The 12,650-nt window shown below is 73.2% G+C and carries 10 protein-coding genes and 1 pseudogene; 7 read left to right on the forward strand and 4 right to left on the reverse strand.

Annotated features, from left to right (window positions below; genetic code table 11):
* Positions 1-106: 106 nt before the first annotated feature.
* From JE024_RS37595 to JE024_RS37620, 6 genes and pseudogenes are all read left to right on the forward strand, one after another.
* On the forward strand, positions 107-388 hold the full coding sequence (locus JE024_RS37595) for an SHOCT domain-containing protein (protein WP_205378582.1): 282 nt from the start codon (positions 107-109) through the stop codon (positions 386-388).
* 45 nt (positions 389-433) lie between these two features.
* Positions 434-2,128, forward strand: coding sequence for an NAD(P)H-dependent oxidoreductase subunit E (locus JE024_RS37600; protein ID WP_205378301.1), 1,695 nt, complete (start codon positions 434-436; stop codon positions 2,126-2,128).
* On the forward strand, positions 2,125-4,812 hold the full coding sequence (gene fdhF, locus JE024_RS37605; protein WP_205378302.1) for a formate dehydrogenase subunit alpha: 2,688 nt from the start codon (positions 2,125-2,127) through the stop codon (positions 4,810-4,812). Before JE024_RS37600 ends, fdhF begins: the two co-directional genes overlap by 4 nt.
* A 45-nt stretch (positions 4,813-4,857) precedes the next feature.
* A pseudogene (locus JE024_RS37610) lies at positions 4,858-5,046 on the forward strand (DUF1918 domain-containing protein); the annotation flags it as partial.
* A 67-nt stretch (positions 5,047-5,113) separates the two neighbouring features.
* Entirely contained in the window at positions 5,114-6,001 is an 888-nt protein-coding gene (locus JE024_RS37615) for a universal stress protein (RefSeq protein ID WP_205378304.1), read from the forward strand.
* 245 nt (positions 6,002-6,246) lie between these two features.
* Positions 6,247-6,687 (forward strand): Hsp20/alpha crystallin family protein, encoded by a 441-nt coding sequence (locus JE024_RS37620; RefSeq protein ID WP_205378305.1) that lies wholly within the window; start codon positions 6,247-6,249, stop codon positions 6,685-6,687.
* A 65-nt stretch (positions 6,688-6,752) separates the two neighbouring features.
* Here JE024_RS37620 and JE024_RS37625 read toward each other — a convergent pair whose 3' ends face one another.
* Entirely contained in the window at positions 6,753-7,430 is a 678-nt protein-coding gene (locus JE024_RS37625) for a CBS domain-containing protein (protein WP_205378306.1), read from the reverse strand.
* Between the two features lie 259 nt (positions 7,431-7,689).
* Entirely contained in the window at positions 7,690-8,307 is a 618-nt protein-coding gene (locus JE024_RS37630) for a CBS domain-containing protein (RefSeq protein ID WP_205378307.1), read from the reverse strand.
* Positions 8,308-8,657: 350 nt separating this feature from the next.
* Between JE024_RS37630 and JE024_RS37635 the strand changes: the two genes are divergently transcribed.
* On the forward strand, positions 8,658-9,566 hold the full coding sequence (locus tag JE024_RS37635; RefSeq protein ID WP_205378308.1) for a universal stress protein: 909 nt from the start codon (positions 8,658-8,660) through the stop codon (positions 9,564-9,566).
* A 36-nt stretch (positions 9,567-9,602) separates the two neighbouring features.
* Here JE024_RS37635 and JE024_RS37640 read toward each other — a convergent pair whose 3' ends face one another.
* Positions 9,603-10,967 (reverse strand): nicotinate phosphoribosyltransferase, encoded by a 1,365-nt coding sequence (locus JE024_RS37640; protein WP_205378309.1) that lies wholly within the window; start codon positions 10,965-10,967, stop codon positions 9,603-9,605.
* Positions 10,968-11,042: 75 nt separating this feature from the next.
* Complete coding sequence (locus JE024_RS42215) at positions 11,043-12,284, reverse strand: CBS domain-containing protein (RefSeq protein ID WP_307840738.1); 1,242 nt, start codon at positions 12,282-12,284, stop codon at positions 11,043-11,045.
* Positions 12,285-12,650: the final 366 nt, after the last annotated feature.

Consider the following 12,650-nt stretch of genomic DNA (forward strand, 5'->3'; position numbering starts at 1 on the left):
CCCACGGGCGACCGGCCGCCGCCGGGGGGCCGACCGGCCCTGTGCGCCGAGCCGTGGCGAGCGCACCGTGGAACTGTCCCGCCCGGGAGGAAATGGGGTGAGGGACATGATGCTCTGGTACGGAGACGGCATGAACGGCTGGGGCTGGTTCACCATGGCGGCCGGGACCGTCCTCTTCTGGGCCCTCCTCATCACCGCCGTCGTCCTGGTCTTCCGCGCACTGGACCGCACCGCCGGACCCGCCGAACACACCGAACGCTCCGGCCGTGCCGAAGGGGTCCGCCCGGCGACCCCGGAGCGGATACTCGGCGAGCGGCTGGCACGCGGTGACATCGACGAGGACGAGTACCGCAGGCGCCTGAGCGTCCTGCGCAGTGCGGAGCCGTAGATGCACCGGGGTGCGGACGGGAGTACGCCGGGACACTCTGGAGACATGGCCGGTGGGACGCCCGGCCGTCCGGGCAGCCGTCACGACGCGTTCCGGAGCCTGCGAGCACGGAACGGCGCCCGCGGCGGCTCATTGCCCGCCGCACTGGAACGCCACCGGGCCCGTACCCCCGAACCGCCGCAGACGTGGGCGCCGGAGGTCGCGTCCGCGACCGGGCTGCCGGCCGCCGCCGGACTGGGACCGGCTACCTACTTCGCGGACCTCGCCGCCCCGCACGGAGAACGCCATGTGCGGGTGTGCACCGCGACCGCCTGCTTCGCCGCCCGCTCCGGCCGGCACCTTGGCGAGATCGAGGAGGCACTCGGCGTGGCAGCCGGACAGGCGGACGAATCCGGCCGGACCTCGCTCCAGACCGTGCGCTGCCTCGGCTACTGCTACGCGGGTCCCGCCGCGCTCGACGGCACGGGCCCCTGCACCGGCCCCCGCGTAGCCGCACAGCTCACCGGCCGGGAGCCGCGGCAGGCACCCGCAATCCCCGCGACCGACGCCACAGGGGACCCGGTCCTGCTCGCGGGCATCGTGGCGGGCGCATCCGCCTGGGCGACGTGGCATCGCGTAGCGCACGGTCTCGGCGCCGCGGACGTGCGGCGGGAGATCGGCGTCTCGGGGCTGCGCGGCCGCGGTGGCGCCGGGTACCCGGTGGCCGCGAAGTGGAATGCCGTCGCGGGAATGCCGGACGTGGTGGTCGTCGCCAACGGCGACGAGGGCGACCCCGGGTCGTACGCCGACCGGCTGCTGATGGAGGAGGATCCCGAACGGGTCCTCGAAGGACTGGCCCTCGCCTGCCACGCCTGCGGTGCCGCACGCGGCTTCGTCCTCGTGCGGTCGGAGTACCCGCGGGCCCAGGCGAGGCTGCGCCGCGCCGCACACCGCGCCGCGGAGGCGGGCGAACTGGCCCGCACCCCCGGTGAGGCCGGGGCCCGGCCATACGTGGAGATCGTCGAGGGCGCGGGATCATACGTCACGGGGGAGGAGACAGCGCTCATCGCCCGCCTGGAAGGCGCCCGGGGTTGCGCCCGCCCCCGCCCGCCCTACCCGACCGACCACGGACTGTGGGACGCGCCCACGGTCGTCAACAACGTGGAGACGCTGGCGGCCGTGCCCTGGATCGTCGGTCGCGGGGGAGCTGCCTATGCCCGGCGCGGTGCCCCGGACGAGACGGGTACGAAGCTCGTCTGCCTCTCCGAGCGGTTCGCCCGGCCGGGCGCCTACGAGGTGGAACTCGGCACGCCGGTCTCCGACATCGTCACGCGGCTCGGCGGCGGCCTGGGGGACGGCCGCGAACCGGCCGCCCTCCAGATCGGCGGCCCCCTCGGCGGCTTCCTTCCGGGCGACGACCTGGACGTCCCCCTCACCTCGCGGGACCTCGCGGAGCACGGTGCCGCCCTCGGCCACGCCGGAATGGTCGCCTTCGACACCGAAATCGAGCCCTACGAACTCCTGCGCCACGTATGGGAATTCGCCGCCGAGGAGAGCTGCGGTGCCTGTGCCCCCTGCCGGACGGGCACCCGCCGCGGGCTCGGTCTCGCCCGTGCCGGTACGGCACCGGGAGAGGCGTACGGACCTCTGGTGCGGCTCATGGGCGAGGCGAGCCTGTGCGCCTTCGGCCGCCGGGTACCCGCCGCCGTCCGCAGCCTCGCCCGTGCCTACGGGAGCGCACTCGCGGGGTGGGACCGATGACGCGGCTGCGGGTCGACGGCGTGCCGGTCGAGCTGCCCGCCGGGGCCACCCTCCTCGACGCGGTCCGTGCGGTCGGCGCCGAACTGCCCACCCTGTGCCACGACGACCGCCTGCCGCCCGCCGGCTTCTGCCGGACGTGCCTGGTGGACGCCGACGGCCGGACCGTCGCCGCCTGCGTCACACCCGCCACACCCGGCATGACGGTCGACACCGGGAACGAGCACGTGCGGGAGCTGTGGCGGGACGCCGTCGCCCTGATCGCCTCGACGCTGCCGCGGCGCGCCCTGGCGGAGGCATCGCCCAGCGAACTCGCCGAGACCTGCCGCCTCCTGGACATCGATCCGGACACCGCCGCCGCCTCCCCGGGACACGAACCCGACGACAGCCACCCTTATGTGCGCCTCGATCCGGATCTCTGCATCGCCTGCGGGCGGTGCGTCCGGATGTGCTCCGACGTGCAGGGGACCTTCGCCCTCACCCTGACCGGACGCGGCGCCGACACGGTGGCCGCCCCGGGCACGGGCGGGCCGTGGGCGGAGTCCGACTGCGTCTCCTGCGGCGGATGCGTGGACACCTGCCCCACCGGCGCGATCACCCAGCCCGGCCCTGCCGCGGGGCTCACGTCCCGTCGGCCCGAGCCCGCACCGGTCCGCACCACCTGCGGCTACTGCGGAGTCGGCTGCGCCCTCGACGTCGTCGTCCGCGAGGGCGAGGTCGCCGCCGTCCTGCCCGCCCGCGACGGACCGGTCAACCGGGGGCACGCCTGCGTCAAGGGCCGGTTCGCCCACGGCTACCTCACGTCGTCGGAACGTCTCACCGAGCCCTTGGTGCGCCGGGGCGGAGTCCTGACGAGGGTCGGCTGGGACGAGGCGCTCGGCGTCGTCGCCTCCGGCCTTCGGGCCGCCGTCGGACAGGGTGCCCCCGACGCCGTCGCGGCCATCTCCTCCGCCCGCGCGACCAACGAGGAGAACTACCTAGTCCAGAAGTTCGTGCGCACCGTCATCGGCACGAACAACGTCGACAACTGCTCGCGCCTGTGCCACGCCCCGTCCGCCGCCGGCCTCACGGCCTCCTTCGGACGCGCGGGCGGCACCGACTCCTTCGACGACGTCGAGCAGGCCGACTGCCTTCTCGTCGTCGGAGCCAACCCCGTCGAGGCCCACCCCGTCGTGGGCGCACGGCTCCTCCAACGCGCCCTGGACGGCGCCGTCCTCGTCGTGGCCGACCCCCGCGGGGTCGGACTCGCCCGCCACGCCGACGTCCATCTGCCCAACCGGCCGGGCACCAACGTCGCGCTCTTCCACGGGCTCGCGCACGTGCTCGTCGACGAAGGGCTGACCGACCCCGGATTCCTGCGCGACCGCGCGGCCGGACTCGACGAACTCACCCCACTGCTCGCGGAGTACCCGCCCGCCCGGGTGGCCGCGATCACCGGCGTCCCGGCCCGCGACATCGTCGCAGCCGCCCGCTACTACGGGCGGGCCGAACACCCCGCGATCGTCTACGGACTCGGCGTCACGGAGCACCTTCACGGCACCGACGGTGTGCGCGCCCTGGCCAACCTGCCCATCCTCCGGGGCGCGGTGGGCGCCACCGGACGGGGATTCGGCATCACCCCCCTGCGCGGACAGAACAACGTCCAGGGAGCGTCCGACATGGGTGCGCTGCCCGATCTGCTTCCCGGCTACGGCCATGTCACCGATCCCGCCGCACGCGCCCGTGCCGAAGCGGTCTGGGGCCGCCCCGTCCCCACGACACCGGGGCTGCGGATCCCGGCGATGTTCGACGCGGCCCGCGACGGCCGGCTGCGCGCCCTGTGGATCATCGGTGAGGACGTCTGCGCCACCGACCCGGACAGCACCCGGGTCGCCGAAGCGCTCGACGCCTGCCCCCTGGTCGTCGTCGACGAGCTCTTCGCAGGGGAGACGGCCCGCCACGCGGACGTCGTCCTCCCCGTGGCGTCCTGGCTGGAGAAGGACGGGACCTTCGTCAACTTCGACCGCCGGTTCCAGCGGGTGCGCACGGCCGTCGGGCCGCCCGGCGGCGCGCGCACCGATTTCGCCGTGGTTCACGCGGTGGCCGCGGCGATGGGCGCCGACCTCGGCTGCCGCACCCCTGCCGCCGCGCTCGCCGAGTGCGGGCGCCTGGCCCCCGACTTCGCCGGGATCTCGCACGAACGCCTCGACCGCGAAGGGGCACTGCACTGGCCCTGCCCCTCGCCCGACGCCCCCGGAGAAGCCACTCTGTACGCCGGGACGTTCGCCACATCCGACGGGCGCGCCCATCTCGCGGCCCCTCCCTATCTGCCCCCGGGCGAGGAACCGGACGCCGACTACCCGCTGCTGCTCGTCACCGGACGCCGCTGGGCCCACTACAACTCCGGCAGCATGACCCGGCGCGGGGCCAACCTCGGCCTCGACCCACAAGGACACCTCGATCTCCATCCGGAGGACGCCGCACGCCACGGAGTGCGCGACGGCGCCCCCGTCGTCGTCGACAGCCGGCACGGACAGGCCAGGCTCACCGCCCGGGTGGGCGGCGACCTCGCCCCCGGACAGGTCTTCTGCGCCTTCCACTTCCCCGACGAGCACGTCAACTCCCTGACCTCCGGGCACGCCGACACCGCGACCTCGTGCCCCGAGTACAAGGTGACGGCCGTGCGGTTGCGACCAGCCCAGGAGTGAGCCATGACCAGTGGAACCCACCACGACGACAAGGAACGCGCGGGTCTGTGGGCCCGGCTCGGCGACCGGCTGGTCGTCGGGGGTTCCACCGTGGGAGACGAGGGGCGGGACGGTGAGGTCGTCGGGCTCCACCATGCCGACGGCACCCCGCCCTACGACGTCCGGTGGTCGGACACGGGACACGTGACGCTGGTCTTCCCCGGCCCGGACGCGCGGGTCCAGCACTTCCCGCACCGGGACGGGAACGGACACGGAGCACACGACGGATAGGGCGTCAGCGACGCGGAAGGCGGTGGAGGCAATGGTCTCGCCAGTGGTGGTGGGCGTCGACGGTTCCGACGCCGGTTTCACGGCACTGGACTGGGCAGTCGACGAGGCGAAACGGCACGGCTGCCCGCTGCGCATCCTGCACGCCTCGCTGTGGGAGCGGTACGAAGGCGTGACGCCGGCCCTGACCACGCACCGGCCCTCGGGCCAGGTCTTCGCCGAGAACGTCGTCGGCACGGCCGCCGAACGCGCGGGACGCCGCGCGCCGGGCCTCGCCATGACGACCGACGTCGTCCCCGAGGACGCGGCCGGCGCGCTTCTGCGCGCGGGGCACGGTGCGCTGATGCTGGTCGTCGGCTCCCGCGGACGCGGAGAACTTGCCGGACTCCTGCTCGGCTCCGTCGGCCTCCTCGTGGCCGCGCGCTCCCACGGACCCGCCGTCGTCGTCCGCGGTGACCGGCGGGCCCTCGACGCGCACCACGGCCGAGTCGTGCTGGGCGTCGGGGACCACGACGTGGACTCGCCCGCGGTGCGGTTCGCCTTCCGCGAGGCGGCGGCACGGAACGCGGACCTCGAAGCCGTCCGCCTGTGGCGCCGCCCGGGCTTCACACCTGCCGGCCACCCGCTGCTGCCCCACGAGTCCGACGCCGACTTCGAGCACAGGACCGGGCAGTTCCTCGACAAGGCCCTGGAGACGGCGGCACGCGAGCACCCTCAGGTCGCCGTGCGCGCGCGAACGGCCGAGGGCCCCGCCCACCGGAGACTGACCGAACTCTCCGCAGCCGCCGACCTGCTCGTCGTCGGGGCACAGCGCAGAGAGGGCGTCATCGGGCTCGAACTCGGCCGTGTCGCCCACCGCGCCCTGCACCACGCGGCGTGCCCGGTCGCCGTCGTCCCGCGGCACTCCCCGGCCGTTCCGTGATCCGGGGGAGAGCGCCGGCCGACGGGGCGGGCCCGACACAGGAGTGATCATGGCGGACTCGGGGGCAGGTTCGGCCGGCCCGGTCAGCTTCCCCGAGAAGGGCCTGTTCGGCCCTCCTGAACAGCCCTCAGGGCACTGCGCCGCCCGGAAGCGGAGCGGGAGAGTGGGAGTGAGGACGCAGGGGCGGTCGTCATGGCCCGATCTTCACGGCGGAGCCCGCTCCGCCCGGAGCAAGGAGAGAGACGATGACCGGAGACAAGGTGGAACGCAGGCACAGCCTGTTCCCCGATTTCAACGACTGGTTCAACCGCGAGTTCCCGGGCCTGCCCGGCTGGCGCCCGGGCGGCGCCGCGCACTCCATCCCCGTGGAGGTGACCAGTGGCGACGGTGGCTATGTCCTGCGCGCCGAGCTGCCCGGAATGGGTCCGGACGACGTCACCGTCACCGTCGACGAGAATCTGCTGACGGTGAGCGCGGAGCACACGGAGAGCGAGGAGGACAAGGATCACTCTGAGTTCCGCTACGGCTCGTTCCGCAGGACCGTGAGGCTGCCCGCCACGATCCCCGCCGAGGACGTCGACGCCTCCTACCAGGACGGGATCCTCACCGTCCGCGTCCCCATGCCCGAGGAGCGGACCGGGACCCGGCGCACCGTCCCCGTACGGCGGGCGGACGAGGAGTCGTAGGTCCCGAGGCCGGACGTGCCCTCCCGGCGTGCGACTGCGGGCACCGCGTCACCGCGTGCGCGCTGTCATCCCTCCCGCCGCGAGGGCACGTCCGCTTGCGGGCCGGTACCGCTTGTGTCGGGCGACGTACGGACGGCGACGACCCCCTCGACCGATCGGCAGAGCCGCGCCACGTCCGCGGCGGCCCGTTCACCGGTGTCTCCGCTCACGGTCACGACACCGTCCCTCACCTGGACGCGGATCGTCTCCGCTGCCGACGGCACGCCGCCGAGCACCGCACCGACGATCTCGCCGTGAATCGCCTCGTCGCTGCGGAGATAGGGCCGCAGCAGGTCTCTGCGACTGACGACACCCGCGAGTCCACCGTCGCTGCTCGTCACGATCAGGCGCTTGACACCTTCGAGTTGCATGTGCCGCGCGGCCTCCGTCAGGTTCCAGTCCGCTGATGCCGTGATCACCGGCGCACTCATCAGATCGGCTGCGGTTTCCGCCTCGGGCAGTCCCCGCTCCTGGGACAGCAGGCGCACACCCCGCCATGCGCCCTCGACGCCGGGGAGCTCCGCCACCGATCGAAGGAGGTCGGCCTCGGAGACGACACCGATCGGCCGGTGGCCTTCGTCCACGACGGCGACCGCCGAGACGGCCTGGTCGTGGAAGATCCGGGCGATCTTCTTGAACGGTGCGTCGGGGGCGACCGCCACCACATCGGTCGTCATGACGTCCGAAACGGTGTGGTGCTTCATGGACCTCCTCCTCCCGGACGAATTCCGTCACATACCAGGGTTTCGTCCTGCGCCCGCCACAGGCAGAGTCCGGACGGCCCCCTATGCGGTCCGAAGGGCCCTGCCAGGCGACTCGACCCGGTGCCGCTGCCGGTGTTGCCGTCCGGCGGAGCACGATGCGCCTGTCCCGCCCGGATTCCCCGCCCGGATTCCCCGCCCGGGGGGACGCGGCATCGGACGACCCTTCTCCCTCCCGGGTGCCGCGCGGGGCGACGAGAACTCAGGCGACAGCCAGTCGGCTGTCGATCACGCCTTCGACTCCTTGTGCCGCTCGGGCCAGGAGGGGGGCCAGCGACGGGTCGCTGAGCCGGCCGGACAGGGTGACCACGCCCTCGTCGACGCTGACTTCGATGTCGTTCCCGGCCGGCAGCGTGGAGAGCACCGTCCGTCTGACATCAGCTTCCAGGTCCTTGTCCGCCCGCAGGAAGACCTTCAGCAGGTCGCTGCGGCTGACCACACCCTCGATGTGGTTCACGGCGTCCACCACGGGCAGTCGCTTGACGCGGTAGCGGGCCATGATGCGAGCCGCCTCCGGGATCGACGCATCCGGATGGACGGTGATCGCGGGGTGCGACATGACGTCCGCGGCCACGGCTCCGGCGGCCTTGGCGCGTTCCCTCGCACCGGCTGTGGAGGGGGCCGGACGGCGGGCCTCCTTCTCCAGAAGGTCCGCTTCGGACACGACACCGATGACCCGTCCGTCGCCTTCGAGTACCGGCACGGCACTCACTCGCCATTTCTGCATGCGCGCGACGATCTCCTTGAACGGGGTGTCCTGTCCGACGGCGATCGCACTGCGTGTCATCACCTCGGCGACGCTGTGCGGGGAATCGGACATCATGATCTCCCTTGCCTCTGTGTGCCCCGGGCCTGCCGAGCGCCTCCTTCCAGAGTGCCTCTCCCGACCGCATGCGGCATGCCTGGTGACGCGCGACCCGACTCCGGGCCCGCTCCGGGAGGACGTGCCGGTCGCCGGGCGCGACCTGCCGGGCCCGCTCACCCGGGAGCGCGTGCGTGCGAACCACGGGACGCCCCGCTGCCGGTGGAACCGAGGGCCGCCGTCCGGACCGTCGGGCGTCCCTGCCGGCGAGGGACCTTCGGTCCTCGCACGGACCGGTGGGACCCTGCCCCCGCGCACCGGCCCCTGGCAGCGTTGCCCATGACGGAGGAGCGATCCAAGGAGGAGCCATGGCATCTGCCCAGGCGCACGGTGCAGCCCTCGGACCCGTCGTGGCCGGCATCGACGGCTCCGCCGCCTCCAGGGCGGCAGCGCTCTGGGCGGCGAGGACCGCGGACAGACGAGGGGTCCCGCTCAGGATCGTCCATGCGGGAGATCTGGACCGCCTCGCCCGCTTCGCCTCGTTCGAGACGGTGGAGCGCATCCGGAGGGTGGGAGGCGTTCATCTGGCCGAGGCGGAGGAAACGGTGCACGAGCGCTTTCCGTACCTGCCGGTCGAGCGTGATTTCAGCACCAAGAACCCCGTGGCTGCCCTGCACGAGGCCGCGGCGAGCGGGGACACCGTCGTCGTGGGCAGCAGGGGCCGGGGCGGCTTTCCCGCACTTCTCCTCGGCTCCGTCGGACTCGCCCTCGCCGCCCGTTCCCCTGTCCCGGTGGTCGTGGTGCGGGGACAGCTCGACCGTCCGGACACGGGGGTCGTGGCCGCCGCCGTGCGGGACGAGAGGGACGCCGGTTGGGTCATGGAAGCAGCGTCCGAGGCGGAGTCCCGCCGGGCCTCGCTGCTGTTGATCAGTACATGGAATCCCTTGTCACCCATGGGGCACGTGGTCCCCATGCTCGAGGAATTGGACGCCGTCACCCGGCAGGGCCAGGCGCGGGCCAACGCGCTTGCCGACGTGATCCGTCGGGCGCACCCCTCGCTGACGGTGTCCACCGAGGTCGACGCCGACAGCGGGACGGCCGCCGCACTCGTCGAGAACTCGCGCCGGGTCGATCTCCTGGTGATGGGCGCGCGGCACCGGCTCATGGAGATGGGCTCGGGCATCGGGCACGTCGGGCATACGGTGCTGCACCATGCGCACTGCCCTGTCGAAATCGTGCCCCGGCCGCCGGAAGCGCCGGGGGAGGACCCGTCGTAGTCGCTCACGCCTCCGTACGGCGGACGGCGCGTCACCTCAGCCCACCCGATGCCGACCGTGGCCTGTCGCCCGTGCCTTCGCGCCACGGGCCTCGATGGCCGCGCGCACGCGCCCGGTCACAGCCCGGAGGCGGTCCGAGACGAGCGGGACCGGGGCGGCAGGCGAGACGATCGCCCCGGCCTCGGGCGGCAGGTCCGCGAGGTCGGCTTCGAAGCGCCGACGGGCGTCCACGAGCCGGTCCGGCGGACCGGTCCGGCGTCCCTCGCGCATGACCGTGCGGAGCAGGCCTTCGGCCCCCTTCGGCTCCTCCTCCTCGGCCAGGCCGACGACATCCCGCATCCCCGGTCGCCGGAACACCTGCTTGGCGCAGGGCGCGGTCACCTTCGACGCGGACAATTTCATGACGGGGTGACCGGCGAACGAGACCAGCTTGTACGCCCCGTCGAGATACGGGGCGTCCGCTGCCACACCGACCCGGGTGCCGACCGCGTACACGTCGATCGGCGCCCCTCCGGCGACCAGATCGTGCATGGCGTACTCGTCGAGGCCACCACTGGCGATGATCCGGACGTCGGGCAGGCCGGCCGCGTCCAGCCGCCGCCGCGCGCGGAAGGCGAGAGCCCCGAGATCACCGCTGTCCAGCCGGATCCCGCTGCCGGACGGCGGGCCGATGTCCCGCAGCACGTCCGCCGCCACCTCGACACCGGTCTCGGTGTCGAAGGTGTCGACGAGGAAGGTCACCGGGCCGGGATGAGCACGGGCGAACGCTCTGAAAGCGGCCTCCTCGTCGCCGAAGGCCTCGATGTAGGAGTGGGCCATCGTGCCGGAGGCCGGCACATCCAGAGCGACCGCCGCCGCCACGTTGCTCGTCCCGGCGAAACCGACCAGCGCGCCCAGCCGGGCGGCCTGGAAGCCCGCCCCCGGGCCGTGGGAGCGCCGCAGCGCGAAGTCGACGAGAGGGTGCCCGTCGGCGGCGAGTACGCACCGCGCGGCCTTGGACGCGACGGCCGTCTGATGGCAGACCTGCGTCAGCAGGTACGTCTCGACGAGCTGGGCCTCCGGCAGCGGCGCGGTGACCTCCAGCAGCGGCTCACCGGCGAACACCAGACGGCCCTCGGGTACCGCCCGCACCTCGCCGCCGAACCGCAGGCCGGACAGGGAGCCCAGCTCGCTCTCCGGGCGGCGCAGGGCGCGGGCGAATGCCGTGATCTCCTCGTCCCCGACCCGGAATCCCTCCAGGTAGTCCAGCGACGGTTCCAGGCCGGCCGCCACCAGGAAGCCGCGCTCCGGTGGCAGCGCGCGGACGAAGAGGCTGAACGTGGCGGCGTCACGGAGTCCTTCGCGCAGATAGGAGAGCGCCATCGTCACCTCGTACAGATCGGTCGTGGTGGCATCCGTCATCCCGCTCACCCTCCCGGAGGGGCAGTTCCGCCCACCTCCGGTTCAGGAGGTGGCGCATGTGTCACGTTCTCCCGTTCACGCATCCGGCCGCGCGGCTGTCAGACGGGAGTCGACATCGACCACACCGGGGACCGCGCGAATCAGCCTGACCAGCACGTCCGCCGGGTACGCCGGGGGCGCGGTGCCGGAAAGGACCACCGTGCCGTCGACGACGCCGGCGCGCACGTCCAGGGCGTCGGCGGACACGAGCACGAGCCGCACCTCCGCCGCGAGGTCCTCCTCCGGGCGGAGCCATACCTTCAGCAGGTCGCCCCGGCTGACCATGCCCACCAGGCGCCCGTCGTCGACCACGGGGAGCCGCTTCAGGTGGCCCCGTGCCATCAGCCGCGCCGCCTCCGCGATCGACGCCCCGGACGCCACGGTGACGGCGGGACGGGTCATCAGCTCCCGCGCCCGCACGGCGCGCGCCTCGTCACCGCCCTCCGCCTTCAGCAGCAGATCGGCCTCGGAGACGACGCCCACGACCCGGCCCTCCTCGGACAGCACGGGGAGCGCGCTGACATGCCACTGCTCCATCGTCTCGGCGATCCGCCGGAACGGCGTGTCGCCGTCCACGGTGATCACCGCGTGGGTCATCACATCGGCGACCGATCTCACCCGCTTCATGACTGCTCCTCTCGCCTCGTGCCCGTGCGGGGGCTCCACGTCGAGGGAACGGTTGTCGTACATGCAGCGGATGCTTCCGCGCACGGTCACGACTCCGTCGACCCTGCGGCACAGCCGGTCCAGCACGGGGAGGTCGGCCCGCTCCTGCACCATGCCCGTCAGATACACGACTCCGTTGTGCACGGTGGCGTGAACGCTGCCCTCGGGCAGTCCCATCGACCCCTCCACCACGGCCTTCACGTCGGCGGCGATGTCCTCGTCCCTGCGGAGGAACGGCAGCAGCAGGTCCGACCTGCTGACGACGCCGATCAGACGTTCCGTACGGTCCAGCACGGGCAGCCTCTTGAGCCGCATCCGCTCCATGGTGCGACCGGTCTCCTGGAGGCTCCAGTCCGGACGGGCGGTGACGACCGGCGCACTCATCAGAGCACGTGCCGTGCAGGCCGCTTCCGTCCGTGCGGGTGAGGAGGCCCGGCCGCCGGCGGGCGACAGCGCGGAGACGTGGTGGACCAGATCGGCTTCCGACACGATGCCGACGAGGTGGCCGGCCGTGTCGACCACGGGAACCGCCGACAGGTTCTCGCCGAGCAGCAGCGCGGCGAGCTCCTTGAAGGTCGTCCCGGGCGAAGCCGTGAGAGGTGCTCGCGACATCACGTCCGCGACCACGGTGCGTCGCCCGGAAGCATGCCGACCGCCGGTGCGTGCGCCGCTCTTCGCCGCCGGTTCCTCCACCATTGCCTCACCGCCCGCGTACGCGTACCGCTCCCCTCCACCATCGTGACTGCGCGGTGCCGGGGAGGGGAGGGCCCAATGGTCCCTCGCGGCCGGGTGCCGGGTGCCCCTGTCAGGTGGCGTTCCCGGCTCAGGGGCCGGCGGGCTCTCGCCCGTCGTGCCCGTCGCTGACTTGGGGGACCGGCGAGGCGGTGGGATCCTGGAGAAGGAGCCGGGGCGGCCCGCGAGCCGCCTTGTACATAGGGGCCACGCTCTCCTCCGGCGGCGGAGGCCGGCGTGTCGGGA

The organism is Streptomyces zhihengii, assembly GCF_016919245.1.
GTDB lineage: Bacteria > Actinomycetota > Actinomycetes > Streptomycetales > Streptomycetaceae > Streptomyces > Streptomyces zhihengii.

Coding starts and splice junctions, on each gene's coding strand:
- JE024_RS37600 (WP_205378301.1), top strand. CDS start 434: ATGGCCGGTGGGACGCCCGGCCGTCCGGGCAGCCGTCACGACGCGTTC.
- JE024_RS37640 (WP_205378309.1), bottom strand. CDS start 10,967: ATGACGGATGCCACCACGACCGATCTGTACGAGGTGACGATGGCGCTC.
- JE024_RS37635 (WP_205378308.1), top strand. CDS start 8,658: ATGGCATCTGCCCAGGCGCACGGTGCAGCCCTCGGACCCGTCGTGGCC.
- JE024_RS37595 (WP_205378582.1), top strand. CDS start 107: ATGATGCTCTGGTACGGAGACGGCATGAACGGCTGGGGCTGGTTCACC.
- JE024_RS42215 (WP_307840738.1), bottom strand. CDS start 12,284: ATGTCGCGAGCACCTCTCACGGCTTCGCCCGGGACGACCTTCAAGGAG.
- JE024_RS37620 (WP_205378305.1), top strand. CDS start 6,247: ATGACCGGAGACAAGGTGGAACGCAGGCACAGCCTGTTCCCCGATTTC.
- fdhF (WP_205378302.1), top strand. CDS start 2,125: ATGACGCGGCTGCGGGTCGACGGCGTGCCGGTCGAGCTGCCCGCCGGG.
- JE024_RS37615 (WP_205378304.1), top strand. CDS start 5,114: ATGGTCTCGCCAGTGGTGGTGGGCGTCGACGGTTCCGACGCCGGTTTC.
- JE024_RS37630 (WP_205378307.1), bottom strand. CDS start 8,307: ATGTCCGATTCCCCGCACAGCGTCGCCGAGGTGATGACACGCAGTGCG.
- JE024_RS37625 (WP_205378306.1), bottom strand. CDS start 7,430: ATGAAGCACCACACCGTTTCGGACGTCATGACGACCGATGTGGTGGCG.